Origin of the sequence: Bacillus sp. AF23 (assembly GCF_020861455.1) — a bacterium.
GTDB classification, from domain to species: domain Bacteria; phylum Bacillota; class Bacilli; order Bacillales; family Bacillaceae; genus Bacillus; species Bacillus halotolerans.
The window spans coordinates 108,893-126,316 of sequence record NZ_JAJHVY010000005.1 but is presented as its reverse complement, the minus strand read 5'-3'; the positions used below and the strand labels follow the sequence as shown (position 1 = coordinate 126,316).

The window sequence follows — 17,424 nt, the reverse complement described above, 5'->3', positions numbered from 1 at the left end:
AAAGCAATCATTCGGCTTCGTCCATCAAAAACGAAGCTGCCAAAGATCAGAATCATTATGTATCCATTTTAATAATGAACTGCAAAGCCTGTCCAACCGTATTTCTTATAACCCGTTATACACAAATACAACCATTATATTATAACATAACACATAACGCTTTCAACTATATGGCGTGATTTACAAATAAGAAATTTCTTCAATATCTTTAATCATTGTGCACGCTTCATCAAGTTCTCTGTCGGTAAACTCATACATCATATGCAGCTCTTCTCTTTCAATCTCAATCCCATGCATTTCATAACCGACTTTATGCAGGGCCGCCGCCCAAAGATCTGCAGACAGCAATTTTGGCTGAAATGGATATAAAACATACAAATGTCTTCTCCACAGTTCTTCTACCGCTGCATACAGGGTTGGATTTTCATTCCCCAGCGTTTCATCCAGCACACGGAGAACGCGGTGCAAAATCGGGGAGGCGTCAGGCGGGACAGTCTCGCTAGGCTCGATTGTCATGGAGTCGCCGAATTTTGTAATGTGGACCGGTTTGCTGTAGTCGTGTTCCGCCATTAACATCACGATCATCGTCTTGATAATCGGGTGAGCAGCGGGATCTTCAAGAATTGTTTTTAACAGCCCCGTATACTTCGCTACATTGCGGTCTTTCAATGAATGGATTAAATTCATTTGTTCCTCTGGGCTGGCTAACACTTTCTCCGTGTCGATCACATCTTCATACTCTTCGGCCCAAGCCTCGTCTTCTCGCTCTGGATCGGTCATTTTGCGGCTGAAATCAAGCAGCTTATAAAATTGCTCGGCACTTTCCGCAGGCAGCTGATTTTCCTCCAGGACGGCTTCAATCGTGCTTTTTACTTCTTCATATTTCTTAAGCTGAATTAAGATCGTCATGTATACTTGTAAAACCGTAAAATACTGACCGTATCCTTCTTTCAGCATCTTTTCGCATACACGTTTTGCCTCTTCCAATTCGCCCAGCTCCAAAAAGCAAATGGCCATGCCCAAGTGAAGATCTGATTCAGTATCATCATATTTCATTGCTTCTGAAAACAATTCCAGCGCCTCTTGATACTTTTTCTCCTTCAGCGAGGACATTCCTTTTTCCACCAGACGGTCTTTCAGATGAGGAAAAGGAATAATTTTTGCGTTTTTCTTGTCATGCGTCATACCTATATTCCTTTCAGGCATTTATTTTGTTCAAGTGTATCAACACCCGTACACAAAAACAAGAAAGGAAAGGTTCTGCCAGGCAAAAAAGCTGCCGACAAATTGCCGGGCAGCTTTTTTTAAGCTTGAAGCCAAGAGCTTCTCTGCGACTCAAATTGCTTGATTTCATCTTCAAGTAAAAGCGTTAATGAAATTTCATCATAGCCGTTGATCAGCATTTCTTTCCAATGCGGATCGACTTCGAATGAGATCTGATTGCCTTCGCTGTCGTGAATAAGCTGATTTTCAAGATCGACTGTCATTTGCAGTGACTGATTTTCGTATTGTCCGACAAGCTTTTTCCAATTGTCATACGGCATGCGAATCGGCAGCATACCGTTTTTAAAGCAGTTTTGGTGGAAAATATCAGCAAATGACGGTGCGATAATGATTTTAAAGCCGTAATCATCAAGCGCCCACGGAGCGTGTTCACGCGATGACCCGCACCCGAAGTTTTCTCCCGCTATTAAAATGGACGCCCCTTCATAAGCCGGCTGGTTCAGTTCAAATTCCGGGTTCGGTTCACCATTCGCATCGTATCTCCAGTCAAAGAATGCAAAACGGCCGTAGCCCGTTCTTTCAATTCTCTTCAGAAATTGTTTCGGAATGATCTGGTCTGTATCAACATTAATACGATTTAATACGGCCGCTTTCCCCGTATGTGTTTTCAAAGGTTCCATCTCGTGCACTCCTTACACAACTGTTTTTTCCTGATAAAACTTTCTGACATCCACGAAATGGCCGTGAATGGCGGCCATCGCAGCCATCGCAGGGCTGACGAGATGTGTTTTCGCGCCTTTTCCTTGTCTGCCCTCAAAGTTACGGTTAGAGGTTGACGCACAGCGCTCTCCTTCAGGAACAACGTCATTATTCATGCTCAAACACATGCTGCAGCCTGATTCTCTCCATTCAAATCCAGCGTCTAAGAAGATCTGATGAAGCCCTTCCTTTTCAGCCTGAAGTTTTACGCTCTGAGATCCAGGCACGACGATTGCTCTAACACTTTCAGCCACCTTTTTCCCTTTGATCATATCGGCAGCCTGGCGGAGGTCAGTCATGCGTGAATTTGTACAGGAACCGATAAATACGTGCTCCACTTTAATGTCTTCAATTTTCTGATGAGGAGTCAGCCCCATATATTCATAAGCGCGTATCGCTTCTTTTTTGTCGTCTTCCGCTGAAAAGCTTTCCGGCGCCGGAACTTCAGAATCGACAGGAAGAACCATCCCCGGGTTGATACCCCATGTCACCATAGGAGAAATTTCATTGCCGTCAAGCACAATTGATTTATCGTAAACAGCGCCTGGATCAGTGCGCAGCGCTTTCCATTCTGCTACGGCTTTAACAAATTCTTCTCCTTTCGGCGTATACTTGCGGTTTTTGCAATATTCAAATGTCACTTCGTCAGGCGCAATCAAACCTGCTCTTGCTCCGGCTTCAATTGACATGTTGCAAACGGTCATCCGCTCATCCATCGTCATGTTTCTGAATACTTCCCCAGTGTATTCAATAACGTAACCGGTGCCGAATTTCACGCCGTATTTACCGATAACAGCAAGAATGACATCCTTTGCCGTTACCCCTTTTTGCAGTGTCCCGTCTACACGCACCTCAAGCGTTTTCGGACGCTGCTGCCAGAGTGTCTGTGTAGAAAGAACATGCTCAACCTCACTCGTTCCGATTCCGAATGCCAGGGCGCCGAATGCACCGTGAGTTGAAGTATGGCTGTCGCCGCATACGATCGTTTTTCCCGGAAGCGTTAAGCCAAGCTCGGGCCCGACTACATGAACAATCCCCTGATCTACGCTGTGAAGATCGGCAAGGCGTACGCCAAACTCTTCGCAGTTCCGCTCAAGCGCTGTCACTTGGCGTTTCGCAACTTCATCCGTTATCTCAAAGCGATTGACGGTTGGAATGTTGTGATCCATCGTTGCGAATGTATTTTGCGGTCTTCTGACCTTTCTTCCCTTTTGTCTCAACCCTTCAAATGCCTGAGGGGATGTCACCTCATGGATAAGATGCAAATCAATATAGAGAAGATCCGGTTTTCCCTCACCATGTTTTACAATATGCTGATCCCAAATCTTTTCGATGATCGTTCGAGGCATCATCTTTATTTCCTCCCTCTACCTATGAACTAAGACCGCTTACACCATAAGCTGTCACACGTTAGAAATTGTATTTTCACTCATCAATGCCGTCTTTACTTCCTCTGTAATGGCCTGAGTGCTGCTGTATTCTGCGCCTCTTGCCAAGTCTCTTGTTCTTTTTCCGGACGTAAGAACCTGATTGACTGCATCTTCTACAGCCTTCGCTTCTTCTTCAAGCCCGAAAGATGTTCTCAAAAGCATTGCCGCTGATAATATCGCCGCGAATGGATTTGCCATCCCTTTCCCTGCTATGTCAGGTGCTGAGCCGTGTACAGGCTCGAACAGATGGAGTCCTGAGCTTGATAAGCTGGCTGACGGAAGCATTCCGAGAGAACCTGTTAGCATGGACGCTTCGTCACTTAAAATGTCACCAAACATATTTTCAGTCACCACGACATCAAATTGATTCGGTGCATAAATCAGCTGCATAGCCGCGTTATCAACGAGCATATGCTCAAGTTTCACATCAGGATAGTCTTTTGCGACGTCTTCAGCCACTTCCCGCCAGAGCCTGCTTGATTCAAGAACGTTCGCTTTATCAACAGAGGTAACCTTGCCTTTTCTGGCAGCCGCCATTTTAAAGCCCTCTCTAATCACGCGTTCAATTTCTTCCCTCTTATAAAACAGTGTGTCTACCGCTTCTTGCTCACCTTCACTGTTTACATAGCGTTTGCTCGGCTGGCCGAAATACAAACCGCCTGTCAGTTCACGAACGATAACGAAATCAACGTTATCAATATATTCTTTTTTCAAAGGCGAAGCGTCAGAAAGGCTTTCAAACACTTTCACAGGCCGTAAATTCGCAAACAGGTCAAGCTGTTTTCTAATGCTGAGCAGACCTTTTTCGGGTCTAAGCTCCGAAGGGTTTTGATCCCATTTCGGGCCGCCGACAGCACCAAGCAAAATAGCATCAGCCTTTTTACAAATCGCAATGGTTTCCTCTGGGAGAGGGTCGTTGTGTTCGTCAATTGCCGCTCCTCCAATAAGGGCGTATTCAAATTCAAATTCATGGCTGAAGCGTTCGGCAACACTTTTCAGCACGTCTGTCGCTGATTCTAATACTTCAGGGCCGATCCCGTCTCCGGGCAATAGAGCAATCCGTTTCTTCAAATTAACCGTTCTCCTTTCTTTTATGATCCGACAGCTGTATGGTTTTGCAGTCCGTTCATATTAGACTGGAAAACCAATTGACGGTTGACTGCGTTCAGATAGGCTTTCGCCGAAGCTTCTAATACGTCTTGCGCTATGCCCCGCCCTGCTGATTCTTTTCCGTTAACTACTACTCTTACATAAACCTGGGCAAATGCGTCTTCGCCTTTTCTATTGGACTGAATGCGGTAGTCTAAGAGCTCCACATCTTTATCGATACAGCGTTCAAGGGTATTGTATATCGCTTCCACGCTTCCGGCTCCTGTTGCCGCTTCCTGAATAAGCTGGGCGTTTTCTTGATTTTTCAAAGAAACCGTAGCCGTAGGAACCTGAGATGTTCCATAATGGACTTGCAGAGAAAGAAATTCATACCCAATCTTGCGGTCTGTTACTTTTTCTTCTAAAATAAGAGAGACAAGATCCTCATCAGTGATTTCTTTTTTCTTCTCAGTCAACTCTTTAAACATCGTAAAGAACTTATTAATCTCTTCACTATCAAATTGGAATCCCAATGCAATTAGCCGGTCTTTAAATGCATGGCGTCCTGAATGCTTGCCTAGGACAAGTGCATCTGCCGTTACACCGACAAGCTCTGGTGAAATAATTTCGTATGTTGATTTTTCTTTTAAGAAGCCGTCCTGATGGATGCCTGATTCATGAGCAAATGCATTGTCGCCCACTACCGCTTTATTTCGCGGAACAGCCATACCTGTGAACTTGCTTACTACATCACTAGTGCGTTTTATTTCATTTAGCGTAATGCCTGTTTCGACTTGATAGAAATCTTTTCTGGTATGAAGGGCAACTGCAATTTCCTCTAATGCAGCATTTCCGGCTCTTTCACCAATTCCGTTAATCGCACATTCAATTTGATCGGCGCCATTTTCGATCGCTGAGAGAGAATTGGCGACTGCCATTCCCAAATCATCGTGGCAATGGGCTGACAGCTTCGCTTGATGAATGTTTGGAACGTTCTCTTTCATATATTTAAAGATATTCCCGTATTCTGCCGGAGCCAAATAGCCGACTGTATCCGGAAGGTTGATGACACTAGCCCCTGCGTCAATCACTTTTTCTACGATTTCCGCTAAAAACGGCAGTTCAGTTCGGCAGGCATCTTCAGCAGACCATTGAACAATCGGGAAACGCTCTTTTGCGTATTTCACCATTTCAACCGCTCTTTCAATGACCTGTTCACGCGTCATTTTCAGCTTGTGTTTTAAATGAATGTCCGATGTGGCAATGAATACGTGAATTCTTGGCTGAGCACCGTCTTTTAACGCTTCCCATGCAGCATCAATATCACCTTTTACACAGCGGGCAAGACCTGTCACAGAACAATTTTTTATGGTTCTTGCGATTTCCTGCACAGCTAAAAAGTCACCTCGGGACGAAGCGGGAAATCCCGCTTCAATGATATCTGCCCCGAGTCTTTCGAGCTGCTTTGCTATGGCAAGTTTCTCCTGCGTATTTAAGTTTACTCCAGGGGATTGTTCACCATCACGAAGCGTCGTATCGAAAAAATTAATTTTGCGCAACGGAGACCACCGCTTCCTTCTTCTTGCCTTGTTTGACAAACGGCATCATTTCACGAAGCTTTCTTCCCACCACTTCGATTTGATGTTCGTTTTCGCTCGTATTGATTGCGTTGAAGCGAGGACGGTTTACTTGGTTTTCTACGATCCATTCTTTTGCAAATGTTCCGTCTTGGATGTCTTTTAAGACTTCTTTCATTGATTCTTTTACTTTTGCGTCTACAACACGCGGCCCGGATACGAAATCTCCCCATTGCGCAGTATCAGAAATAGAGTATCTCATGCCTTCCAAGCCTTCTTCATACATAAGGTCAACGATCAATTTCAGCTCATGAAGACATTCAAAGTATGCAAGTTCCGGCTGATAACCAGCTTCAGTTAATGTTTCGAATCCAGCTTTTACTAGGGAAGTTAATCCTCCGCAAAGTACAGCTTGCTCACCGAACAGATCCGTTTCTGTTTCTTCTTTAAATGTCGTTTCCAAAACGCCTGCTCTTGCTCCGCCGATTCCTTTTGCGTATGCCAAAGCTTTATCTTTCGCTTCACCTGTCACATCCTGATAGATCGCGAACAGCGCCGGTACGCCTGCTCCTTGCTCATAAGTTCTTCTGACCAAATGTCCAGGACCTTTAGGCGCTACCAAGAATACGTCAACATCTGCTGGTGGAACAATTTGGTGGAAATGAACGTTAAATCCGTGAGCGAAGACCAATGATTTGCCTGCAGTCAGCTCATCTTTGATTTCAGCTTCATATACTTTTTGCTGCTGTTCATCCGGAAGAAGAACCATAATGATCTCAGCTTGAGCCGCAGCTTCTTTTACTGAAAATACTCGATGTCCGTCTTCTTGCGCCTGAGTGAAAGATTTCCCTTGTCTGACACCGACAATCACGTCAATTCCGCTTTCTTTCAGGTTCAGCGCGTGGGCATGCCCTTGTGAGCCATAACCGATAATCGCTACTGTTTTCCCAGCCAATACGTTCTCTTTGATATCACCGTTATAATATACTTTTACCATTTTAATCTCTCCCTTGTTTTGTTTTATACAATAGATATTGTTTTATTGGATGACGTCTTTTGCTGAGTGCCCCTCGCAAAAGCCGTTGTACCTGTTCTCGCAATTTCTTTGATTCCATACGGTTTTAGCAATTCAATCAGCGCTTCAATTTTGTTAGATTCGCCAGTCACCTGTACAACGATGCTGTCTCTGCTGACATCAACGACAGAAGCTCTGAACGGCTCTATCATTCCGTGAATCTCTGTCCTCGTTGACGGTGCGGAAACGACCTTGATTAAGGCCAGCTCCCTTTGGACAATTGATTGATTTGTGATGTCAGTGACTTTCAGCACATCAATTTGTTTGTTAAGCTGTTTTGTCAGCTGTTCAACATCATTTTCTCCTTCAACGTGAACGACAAAGGTAATTCTGGAAACGCCGCTTGTTTCTGTGTGTCCAACTGTAATGCTTTCAATGTTGTAGTGTCTTTTTGTAAATAGACCGGTGATCCGGTTTAACACGCCGGAGCGGTTCACCACAGTCAATGTGATAATTCTTTTCAAGGTTTCACCCCCACCATTTCATGCAGCCCTTTCCCCGGAGCCACCATCGGGAATACTTTTTCTTCGCTGTCGACCCGAACGTCAATGACAACCGGTTCTTTTGATGTCAATGCCTCTTCCAGCTTTTCCTTCGCTTCTGCATCAGAGGAGATTCTGATGCCTTTAATGCCGTATGCTTCTGATAATTTGACAAAGTCCGGCTGTGAAGCGAATTTAGACTCTGAATAACGCTCTTCATAGAAAATTTCCTGCCACTGTCTTACCATTCCAAGACAAGCGTTATTCAAGATCACAACTTTAACCGGCAGATTCAATTCGCGAATAACATCAAGTTCTTGGAGCGTCATTTGAAAACCGCCGTCTCCAAGCACCGCCACCACGGTTGCATCTTTATCGGCCAGCTGTGCGCCGATCGCTGCTGGAAGGCCGAAACCCATTGTTCCAAGACCGCCTGATGTTACCCATTTATCTGCCTTTTGGAACGGATAAAATTGCGCTGACCACATTTGATGCTGGCCGACATCCGTTGCGACAATGGCTTCCCCCTTTGTAAATTGATGAATGTATTCAATCAGTTTTTGAGGTTTAAAGCCTTCTTCTTCATTGTCTACGTACCAGAGCGGATACTCTTCTTTCCACTCGGCAAGCTGTTTTTTCCATTCGCTTGAATCGCCTTGTTTGCCGTTTTGTTTGATCAGCTCTTGCAGGACAACTTTGCTGTCGCCGACAACCGGAATCTGTGTTTTCATGATTTTTCCGATTTCAGCCGGATCAATATCAATGTGGGCAATCTTTGCGTTTCTCGCAAAATGTTTCAGGTTTCCTGTGACGCGGTCATCAAAACGGGCGCCGATACTGATTAAAAGATCACAGTCATGAAGGGCCATGTTCGCTGTATAAGTGCCGTGCATACCCGCCATCCCCAAGAAAAGCGGATGGTCTGCCGGGAAACCCCCAAGTCCTAAAAGCGTGTGTACAACTGGAATTTGCTGCTGCTCGGCATAATTTTTTAATTCTTCTGACGCTTTTCCGTGCAATACGCCCGCACCCGCTAGGATAACCGGTTTCTTTGCGCTGCTTACGGCTTCCACAAGCTTGCGGATCTGCAAATAATTTGGCTCCGTTGTCGGCTGATATCCCGGGAGATTCATCTCGTGATCATAGCTGAATTCCCCTTCAATTGTTGCAACATCTTTCGGAATATCGATTAGTACAGGTCCCGGTCTTCCCGTTGTCGCAATATGGAATGCTTCTTTAATGATGCGCGGCAGATCTTCCGGCTGGCGGACCTGATAGCTGTGTTTTGTAATCGGCATTGTAATTCCTAAAATGTCCGCTTCCTGAAAAGCGTCGCTGCCGATAACGGAGGTTGCCACCTGCCCTGTAAAGACGACTAAAGGCAGTGAATCAATCATGGCATCCGCAAGTCCAGTAACAAGGTTTGTCGCTCCCGGGCCTGATGTCGCAATAACGACCCCTGGTTTTCCAGAAACTCTCGCGTATCCTTCTGCTGCATGAATGGCGCCTTGCTCGTGTCGGGGAAGGATATGTACCATTCCTGAATTGTACAGTTTATCGTAGATCGGAAGTACAGCCCCGCCCGGATAACCGAATATCATTTCTACTTTTTCTTTCTTTAATGATTCAATCAGCATTAACGCTCCGCTCATCGTCTGTGTACATTTGGCAGATGCTGAATCCACCTGTACATTAGTCCCCATTTTTAGTTCCTCCTTTTGGATTTTCATCCTCTAAAGATCATCAATTATTAGCTTTATAGCTGATTATTCAATAAAAAAAGCCCTTCCGCCCACAATCAGCCGCGCAGTGAATGCGATAGCCAAAAGGGGCGAAAAGGCTCTTCTTTCCGCGGTACCACCCTTGTTTACGGCCTTTGATACGGCCGTCTCATGGATATTCCTATCCGTTTTAATAACGAGTAAACATCATCGTTCACCCGGCCAAGTCCTACTGTGATTTCAGACTGGCACTCTGAGGCGAGTTCACCTTGTAAAGCTTCGCCGGTTCTCAGCTAATCCGGTTCTCTGTGGAAAGCTTTTTCAAGGCTACTTATCCTCATCTGCGCTTTTCATATTCAGTCTCTTGAACAGCTTTTCTGCCGTCCAAGAAGATTGGTTGTTTTTCATTTTTTTAGAATCCTATTGCAATCATTTGTGCTTGTGAAACTTGCGTTTATCTTTTGTTGAACTCATATTACGCCGCTTTGGACGCAGTGTCAACAGCCTTTTTTAAAATTATTAGACAATTTAGATTAATCAAACTATACTGTATACGCTTTCATTATTGGTATATAAGGAATTTCAAAAGATAAAAGTTTTTGTAATTTTTTTATTAATCTATCAAGTTTACACTCGAATTTTTCAATTTCATATAAACATGTCACATAATATGACGTGTTTTTGTTTCGATGAGACGTATATATGGAAGATCTTCTGGCAAAAAAACAATTTCAGTTCGGATAGGCTCTTTCATTATTTTTCGTCATACACTGGTGTTATCTTGCAAAGAAAAGGTGATACGAGATGAATAAATCATTAGCAGACATCCAATTCCCCGGGGGTTTTCCAAGCTTTCCCCAGCCATTTTATCCGGCAGCCCCTGGTTTTTATCAGCAAGGCCATCAGCCATTTGGAGGTTTTGGATACGGACAGCCGCACAGCCAGGCATACAGTCCGCTAAGCACCCCCTCTGCTATGTACTCCTCATTTCCATACGCTTCAGGATTTTACGGGCAGCAATTTTCAGGTGCCGGCTATAGCGGCCATGGCGGCGGTTTCAGTATTCCCGCAACGCACGCCGGAGGATTCAGCGGAGCATCTGGAGTACACGGAGGATTTCGATATTAAAATATCATGAGGTGCCGAACATCTATGTTCGGCACTTGTTAATTTATTCAGCTTTAATATAGTTAATAGACTGTGAGGTTTCCTATCTTACTATTTGGAAGCAGAAAGGATATATTTTAAGATAAATGATAAGTCTGTTCAGATTTACGGTTTTTGAGGAGGAATTCATTTTGCATATTAAAGTAGATGATTTGACCGGACATCAAGTGATCGAATTAGTGAGTGAGCATTTACATAGCATGACTCTCATGTCTCCGGCTGAAAGTATTCATGCCCTGGACATAGAAAGGCTGAAAAAACCTGAGATTACATTTTGGAGCGCTTGGGACGGCAATGAATTAGCCGGCTGCGGAGCACTTAAGGAACTGGACAGCCGGCATGGAGAAATTAAGTCGATGCGAACCTCTTCTTCCCATTTAAGAAAGGGCGTTGCCAGCAAGGTTCTTCAGCACATTATAGTAGAAGCCAAGCGGCGCGGCTATCAGCGATTGAGTTTGGAAACGGGGTCAATGACTTCTTTCGAACCGGCAAGAAAACTTTATGAAAGCTTCGGTTTCCGGTATTGCCAGCCGTTTGCAGACTATATGGAAGATCCGAACAGCGTGTTTATGACAAAGGAATTGTGAAATATGAAAGATAGATAAGCGGGACTATGTTTCTGTCTTATCTATCTTTTTTATTTCCTCCTGTCTTTCGCCTGAATGCTGTTGGCAGCACCAAGTGTTTTCGATTTTGTTTATTTTAAAACGTAACGGGAATTAAAGACGACAAGAACGATAAAATTTTATTTTTACAGAGGAGGAGATTAATATGACAAAAAGTGTAGTTGGTGTATACGAAACTCCGCAAGAGACCATTGCAGTAATTGAAGGCTTACTAACAAAGGGGTATGATTCTGACGATATTTCTGTTGTCACAAATCGCCGGGATACCGATTATCTCGAATCCCGTACAGGGACAGAAGTAAATCAAGCCCTCGAAGCAAATGATAGCGATTCTGAATCCTTTTTCGATAAACTGAAAGATTATTTCACAATGGATGATACTGGCGCGCACAGCAAAGCATTATCAGATCTGGATATCTCAAATGACGAAATAGACAAGTACCAAGAGGACCTGGATGACGGAAAGCTTCTCGTAGCCGTTGATACAGACGCAGACTTAGATACGCCTATTGATAACGGCAATACCCTTTCAGGCGGCTTTGCAAATCCAAATGAGACAGTGGATTATACAACAAAAGAAGAAAAGACCCTGCCGCTTCGAGAAGAACAGCTGAAAGTGGATAAAGAAGATATCCAAACCGGTGAAGTGGAAATCGGAAAAGAAGTCAAAACAGAACAAAGAGATATAGACGTTCCGGTAAGACATGATGAAATTTACGTTGAACGCCGTCCGGTGGATGAAAACACGGCAGACGCTTCTCCCGTAAATGACTCAGAAACGGTCAGAGTTCCTATCGTTGAGGAAAAGCTTGAAGTGACCAAAAAACCCGTTGTTACGGATGAAGTGGTTATCGGGAAACGGACTGTCGAAGAAAATGAGCATATTTCTGAAACTGTGAAAAAAGAAGAACCTCGTCTGAATAAAGAAGGAAATGTCCGCGACCTAGATGATGATACGTTAAATAACAAATAATAATTATCATAAACAAAAACCTCAAATCCTTAAAGGATTTGAGGTTTTTTCTTGGTACGTCCCAGGAGAGATTCGAACTCCCGACCGACGGCTTAGAAGGCCGTTGCTCTATCCAGCTGAGCTACTGGGACACGTTTTGTTTTTTTGTTTTTGCTTTAAGTATCAGCGACAAGATTTATTATATATGGGATGCAATGATAAGTCAACGGTTTTTTAGAATTTTTTTCATGAGGAAGAAAATTTTCTTCCTCATGTGATATTTCATAGGGTTACCCGGTGTTGCAAATCAATGATTTCATCGCCTGCTTGGTTATAAAAACGCACTGTTGCTGTATCATTTTCTAAAGACAGTATAGCATAGCTTTCTGTGCTGCGCACTCTTGGAAGGCGGATGCTTCCGGGATTAATCAGCAGTTTTCCGCGCAGCATTTCGCTTCCTGCGATGTGTGAATGCCCGAAGCAAATGATTTCCGCTCCGAGCTCCTCTGCACGATAGTATACGTTTAGTAAGGTCTGTTTAATACCATGAAGGTGTCCGTGCGTAACCAATATTTTTTTGGAACCGGCCGTCAGCAGGAGCTCGTCCTTAAAATCGCCGATAAAATCACAATTGCCTTTTACAACGGAATAAGGCTCTAACGCCGGATGGCCGGTTTCAAGCTCAGAGTCTCCGCAATGAATCATGAGATCAACATCCGCTTCATGACGTTTCGCTATGGTTTGAAGCTCCTCTTCAAGCCCATGGCTGTCACTGATAATCAGCACGTTCATATATAAGCTCCCCCTTATGCCTCCAACAGCTTCGACAGCTTTTTAAGCGCGTCAGCCCTGTGGCTGATTTTATTTTTTTCATCACTTGTCAGCTCGGCCATAGTTTTATCTTTATCTTTGACGATAAAGATCGGGTCATAGCCAAATCCGTATTCTCCTCTCGGCTCTTCGGCAATATACCCTTCAACATGACCTTCGACTGTTTTTGTTTCCTCTCCCGGAATACTTACGGCAAGCGCGCAGCGAAAACGTGCCGTACGCTGCTCTTTTTCAATGCCTCTCAGCTCGCTCAGCACTTTATCGATATTCGCCTGGTCATCTTTCTGTTCCCCTGCATAGCGTGCTGAATAGACGCCGGGGCGGCCTCCTAAATTATCAACGGACAAACCCGAGTCGTCTGCAATGACCATTTTGTTCACTGCTTTCGCCACCGCTTCCGCTTTTAGAATCGCATTTTCTTCAAACGTATGGCCTGTCTCTTCAATTTCATCTGTAAACCCGATTTCAGCCAATGATTTTACCTCGTACCCTTTCGGCTCAAGGATTTCTTTAAATTCCTTCACTTTTCCCGGATTGTGAGTCGCAATAATTGCTTCTTTCATGATGATCAAGCCTTTCTGTCATTATTTCAGTTCTGGAAGAGAATCGCCCAGTACTTCTTTTTGCTTGTCAATCAGTTCCTGAATGCCTTTTTCTGCAAGACCGAGAAGCCCATTCAGATCCTCACGTGAAAAGGTTGCCTCTTCCCCTGTTCCCTGAAGCTCCACAAAGCGGCCGCTGCCTGTCATGATGACATTCATATCAACTTCAGCAGCAGAATCTTCTTCATAATTTAAATCTAACAAAATTCCCTGCTCTTTATCAATTCCGACAGAGATCGCTGCCAGGTAATCAGTGAGCGGGTTTGTTTTAATCGTTCCTGCTTTGAGAAGCTTACCAACCGCAATCGCCATGGCAAGAAATGCTCCGGTAATGGAAGCCGTTCTCGTTCCTCCGTCCGCCTGAATGACGTCACAGTCAATCCAAATCGTCCGTTCGCCCAGTTTCTCTAAATCAACGACTGCCCGAAGCGCGCGGCCGATCAAACGCTGAATTTCCATCGTTCTGCCGGAAATTTTCCCTTTGGAAGATTCTCTGATCGTTCTTTGATTTGTAGCCCGCGGCAGCATGCTGTACTCAGCTGTAATCCAACCTTTGCCTCCGCCCCGCAAAAACGGCGGTACGCGATCCTCTACAGATGCGTTGCAGATTACTTTTGTATTTCCCGCTGTTATTAGAACAGACCCTTCCGGATGGCTGATAAAGTCCAAATCAAATGTAATTGGACGCAGCTCATCGTGTTGTCTTCCGTCATGTCTCATGTTTTACCTCCGATTGTATGTACATAAACCATTTTTGTCCCGGAATTGAATAAAGAAAGAGGCAGCCGGAACGCTAACCTCTTTCTTTCTAGTATATCAAAAATTCCAATTTAAAAACTACCTGTATTCACTTGAGACGGCCTGGATACCGATTCTGAAAGTTTTTCGCCTTTTTCGTTCACAAGCTCGGCTTTTCCGTTGACTTTAACGGATACGCTTTTTACATCCGGCTGCTCTGTTAACGTCAGCACAATGCTGTTGAGCACTTCTGAGGAAATCATTTTCGTCTTTTCATCGGCGCTTCCGAAAATGGATTGATTAAAATCTAACGTTACACGTCCATCTTTGATTTTCGGTTTACTGACCAGCTTCACATCTTCGCTGAAATCCGTTAACAGGCCGCTCGCCTTGCTCGGGCCCTCAGCCAGTTCATTAATAGCCGCTGTAATGTCGTCTGTTTTGGAATTGTCAATTCGTTTCGTTACCGGCACGTAATACTCACTGTCATCGGTTTCCGCCAAATAGTAGACTGTCAGCGGATGTGTAGCAGTGAGATCATTGACGCCTGCTGTTTCCAAATTAATCCCGTCCTTACGGCTTAAATCGTCCGAGATCGGCGTGCCGCCTACAGGCATCTCCTTAAGTTCGTGCCCGTTGATTCTCAGCTTCACTTTGTCTATTGAACTGAATTGAGTCAGCGTCCACGTCACCGATTGAACGATTTTCTGTTCATCTTCCTTCTTATAGTTTTTAAATTCCTTTGAGAAGTCCGCTATAGCAGTGCCATCTTTTTTGATGTCTACGTTAACAGTTGTGTCAGCCGGCAAAACGGCTCTGAAGCCATTCGGCAGAATCTCTGACACAGGCCCGCCCTGCACAAGGTATTCAAGCGCCTGCTTAGCCGTTCCTTCACTTTTCGGAAGAGGCATCGTTTGCGCAACGACATAACCGTTTTTATCAATGAGATAAAGCTCCCTCATCACTGTAGAAGAGTCCTGATTCGCTTTTTCGGTATCACTTTTTCCATTTTTTGTTTTTTCGGCTGCTGTTGTATTTGAATCGGTCCCCGCTTCATCATTTACGTATGTAACGTCTTGAGGCGGATCGATTTCCTCAGCTGTCTTATCGGATTGAAATAAACCGCACCCGGATAAAAGCAAGGCAGAGGTGAGACAAGTGGCACCAATGACTGCAGGTCCTTTTTTCAGCATACTTTTCCCTCCTAAGGCTGTTTGTACTACTATGTATACGAGCCTTTGCGGGAAATAGACCGATGAATTCCATTAAAAACAGAAAAAACCCGCAACACGCCGTTGCGGGGCAAAACTATCTTCTAATTGGTTCTCGCAAAGAGATGCACTCTACCTGACCTACTTCATGGCCAAACCAGTCATCTGCTATTTTCGCAAACTGCTCCCGTTCTCCTGTAGTCAGGAATTGATGATCTGGAGTAAACGGAGATTGATTCAGCAGTCCTTTATACGATAGAATCGTACTCACTTCCCGGGCTGTTTCATCACCTGACGAAATAATATTCACATGCTCTCCCATATATCTTTGAATCGCGTCTTTTAAAATAGGATAATGGGTGCAGCCTAAAATCAGCGAGTCAATCGATGTATCTTTTAACGGAGATAATGATGTTTTGACAATCTCGTCTGCTGTTTTGTCCAGAAACTTTCCGCTTTCCACAAACGGCACAAGCAGCGGACAGGCAAGATTTTCGACCTTCAGTTCGGCATTTAATGCCATAAGGGCTTCTTCATAAGCATTGCTCTTAATGGTGTTTTCTGTGCCGATGACACCGATATGCTGATTTTCCGTCACTTTTATCGCGGCCCGAGCACCTGGCTGGATCACCCCGACCACCGGAATATCAACGTCGCGCTGGATGTCTTCCAGTGCAATTGCTGTCGCGGTGTTGCAGGCGATCACCAGCATCTTAATGTGGTGGTTTTTCAGCAGATAATGTGTCAGCTCCCGCGTGTATTGAAGCACTTCTTCTTCAGGACGCGGCCCGTACGGACACCGTTTTGTATCTCCTACGTAGATTATATTTTCTTTTGGTAGCTGTCTCATGATTTCCTTTGCAACGGTTAACCCGCCAACCCCGGAATCAATGACTCCTATTGGTTGTTCCAACAAAATCGCCTCATTTTCTCTTCATTTCATGCTGCAGTTTCATCAATGATTTTTCGAAGATGGCTATTTCTTCATCTGTAAACGTTTCGAACATATCACGCAGGTATTCCTGCCTTTTTGTAATGACCTCTTGGATAATGCGTTCTCCTTCAGGCAGAAGGTGTATCCTGACGACACGTCTGTCCGCCGGATCCTTTACCCGCTCGACAAGCTCATTTTTTTGCATACGGTCGATGAGATCCGTCGTCGTGCTGCATGCCAGATACATTTTCCCCGATAGTTCGCCGATTGTCATGTCTCCTAATTCATAAAGCCATTGCAGACCGACAAATTGCGGCGGCGTGATCGCGTATTGGTTTAGGATTTCTCTTCCTTTTTGTTTAATGATCGCGGCAATGTGGCGGAGCGACTTTTCAATGTCCGCAACATGCTCCAAAGGTTTTGATGTCATTTGTCCATCCCTCACTCAAGGATCTCTTACGCACAAAAGCGTTCCGTGTCTATTTTCCTTCTTTTTTAAAGAAAATGCAAGACTCGCGGGACGAGAAATAGAGGGACATTAGGCAAATGAAAGCAAATTGAAAATCTCGTTTTATATCGTATCATTAAAGTTTAATATAGGAATTTGGAACTTTTCAAACAAACAGCAATAACCGGCTCCCTCCTGAAAAGAAGGAATACCGGCAAGGATTAAAGCTCTAGCTCACCCATTCTAAGAAGCTCAACAACGGCTTGCGAACGCCCTTTCACACCTAATTTCTGCATGGCATTTGAAATATGGTTTCGAACGGTTTTCTCACTGATAAATAGCTCGCTTGCAATCTCCTTTGTTGTCTTATCTTGAACGAGCAATTCGAACACTTCTCTTTCTCTTTTCGTTAGCAGCGGCTTCGATTGAAATTCTTTCTCCTTCAAGTATTGTAACCCTCCTTGCTAAGGTGAGAGCGAATCTGAAACGAATGGGTTTTGATATAGTCAAGATATCATATGTCAGGAGGGCGCAGGAGGTGACGTTTACAGAAGAATT

18 protein-coding genes, 1 tRNA gene and 1 other annotated feature are annotated in these 17,424 nt (G+C 44.4%); of the genes, 3 read left to right on the top strand and 16 right to left on the bottom strand.

Translation table 11 applies throughout. The annotated features are described in order from the left end of the window. Positions 1 to 180: 180 nt before the first annotated feature. From ddcA to ilvB, 8 genes are all read right to left on the bottom strand, one after another. The gene (gene ddcA, locus LNN34_RS01420) at positions 181 to 1,185 is read right to left on the bottom strand and encodes a DNA damage checkpoint antagonist DdcA (protein ID WP_024122379.1); all 1,005 of its coding nucleotides are present in this window, start codon (positions 1,183 to 1,185) and stop codon (positions 181 to 183) included. Between the two features lie 119 nt (positions 1,186 to 1,304). Further along, positions 1,305 to 1,904 (bottom strand): 3-isopropylmalate dehydratase small subunit, encoded by a 600-nt coding sequence (gene leuD, locus LNN34_RS01415; protein ID WP_010335187.1) that lies wholly within the window; start codon positions 1,902 to 1,904, stop codon positions 1,305 to 1,307. A gap of 12 nt (positions 1,905 to 1,916) precedes the next feature. Next, entirely contained in the window at positions 1,917 to 3,335 is a 1,419-nt protein-coding gene (leuC, locus tag LNN34_RS01410) for a 3-isopropylmalate dehydratase large subunit (protein WP_229042581.1), read from the bottom strand. Positions 3,336 to 3,386: 51 nt separating this feature from the next. After that, positions 3,387 to 4,484: a 3-isopropylmalate dehydrogenase gene (gene leuB, locus LNN34_RS01405; protein ID WP_059352246.1), complete on the bottom strand. Its 1,098-nt coding sequence runs from the start codon at positions 4,482 to 4,484 to the stop codon at positions 3,387 to 3,389. Between the two features lie 20 nt (positions 4,485 to 4,504). Then, positions 4,505 to 6,061 (bottom strand): 2-isopropylmalate synthase, encoded by a 1,557-nt coding sequence (locus tag LNN34_RS01400; RefSeq protein ID WP_229042580.1) that lies wholly within the window; start codon positions 6,059 to 6,061, stop codon positions 4,505 to 4,507. Beyond that, positions 6,048 to 7,076: a ketol-acid reductoisomerase gene (gene ilvC, locus LNN34_RS01395; protein ID WP_024122384.1), complete on the bottom strand. Its 1,029-nt coding sequence runs from the start codon at positions 7,074 to 7,076 to the stop codon at positions 6,048 to 6,050. The genes LNN34_RS01400 and ilvC overlap by 14 nt, the downstream gene beginning before the upstream one ends. Before the next feature lie 23 nt (positions 7,077 to 7,099). Next, positions 7,100 to 7,618: an acetolactate synthase small subunit gene (ilvN, locus tag LNN34_RS01390; RefSeq protein ID WP_044154082.1), complete on the bottom strand. Its 519-nt coding sequence runs from the start codon at positions 7,616 to 7,618 to the stop codon at positions 7,100 to 7,102. Then, positions 7,615 to 9,339 carry an acetolactate synthase large subunit gene (ilvB, locus tag LNN34_RS01385; protein WP_044154080.1) on the bottom strand — a complete coding sequence of 575 codons (1,725 nt, stop codon included), beginning with the start codon at positions 9,337 to 9,339 and terminating at the stop codon, positions 7,615 to 7,617. The genes ilvN and ilvB overlap by 4 nt, the downstream gene beginning before the upstream one ends. Positions 9,340 to 9,460: 121 nt before the next feature. Then, positions 9,461 to 9,710, bottom strand: a binding site (T-box leader). Positions 9,711 to 10,161: 451 nt separating this feature from the next. On the opposite strand from ilvB, the gene LNN34_RS01380 reads away from it, so the two are divergent. The 3 genes from LNN34_RS01380 (at position 10,162) to LNN34_RS01370 (ending at position 12,123) form a co-directional block, all read left to right on the top strand. Then, positions 10,162 to 10,485, top strand: a complete 324-nt coding sequence (locus tag LNN34_RS01380) for a hypothetical protein (RefSeq protein ID WP_069487095.1) — start codon at positions 10,162 to 10,164, stop codon at positions 10,483 to 10,485. 170 nt (positions 10,486 to 10,655) lie between these two features. Further along, a complete protein-coding gene (locus LNN34_RS01375; protein ID WP_069487094.1) occupies positions 10,656 to 11,111 on the top strand; it encodes a GNAT family N-acetyltransferase in 456 nt (151 codons plus the stop codon). Positions 11,112 to 11,295: 184 nt separating this feature from the next. After that, positions 11,296 to 12,123, top strand: coding sequence for a YsnF/AvaK domain-containing protein (locus LNN34_RS01370; RefSeq protein ID WP_044154068.1), 828 nt, complete (start codon positions 11,296 to 11,298; stop codon positions 12,121 to 12,123). 57 nt (positions 12,124 to 12,180) lie between these two features. Here the strand turns inward: LNN34_RS01370 and LNN34_RS01365 are convergent. The 8 genes from LNN34_RS01365 to gerE form a co-directional block, all read right to left on the bottom strand. Next, positions 12,181 to 12,254, bottom strand: a tRNA-Arg gene (locus LNN34_RS01365). Between the two features lie 130 nt (positions 12,255 to 12,384). After that, complete coding sequence (locus LNN34_RS01360) at positions 12,385 to 12,894, bottom strand: YfcE family phosphodiesterase (protein ID WP_044154061.1); 510 nt, start codon at positions 12,892 to 12,894, stop codon at positions 12,385 to 12,387. 14 nt (positions 12,895 to 12,908) lie between these two features. Next, positions 12,909 to 13,505: an XTP/dITP diphosphatase gene (locus LNN34_RS01355; protein ID WP_101863450.1), complete on the bottom strand. Its 597-nt coding sequence runs from the start codon at positions 13,503 to 13,505 to the stop codon at positions 12,909 to 12,911. 12 nt (positions 13,506 to 13,517) lie between these two features. Continuing rightward, positions 13,518 to 14,255, bottom strand: coding sequence for a ribonuclease PH (gene rph, locus LNN34_RS01350; RefSeq protein ID WP_044154054.1), 738 nt, complete (start codon positions 14,253 to 14,255; stop codon positions 13,518 to 13,520). 110 nt (positions 14,256 to 14,365) lie between these two features. After that, positions 14,366 to 15,466: a GerMN domain-containing protein gene (locus LNN34_RS01345; protein ID WP_229042578.1), complete on the bottom strand. Its 1,101-nt coding sequence runs from the start codon at positions 15,464 to 15,466 to the stop codon at positions 14,366 to 14,368. A 115-nt stretch (positions 15,467 to 15,581) separates the two neighbouring features. Next, positions 15,582 to 16,400 (bottom strand): glutamate racemase, encoded by an 819-nt coding sequence (gene racE, locus LNN34_RS01340; protein WP_217827897.1) that lies wholly within the window; start codon positions 16,398 to 16,400, stop codon positions 15,582 to 15,584. Between the two features lie 7 nt (positions 16,401 to 16,407). Next, entirely contained in the window at positions 16,408 to 16,848 is a 441-nt protein-coding gene (locus LNN34_RS01335) for a MarR family winged helix-turn-helix transcriptional regulator (protein ID WP_003222521.1), read from the bottom strand. 239 nt (positions 16,849 to 17,087) lie between these two features. Further along, complete coding sequence (gene gerE / locus LNN34_RS01330; RefSeq protein WP_003184172.1) at positions 17,088 to 17,312, bottom strand: spore germination transcription factor GerE; 225 nt, start codon at positions 17,310 to 17,312, stop codon at positions 17,088 to 17,090. Positions 17,313 to 17,424 lie beyond the last annotated feature (112 nt).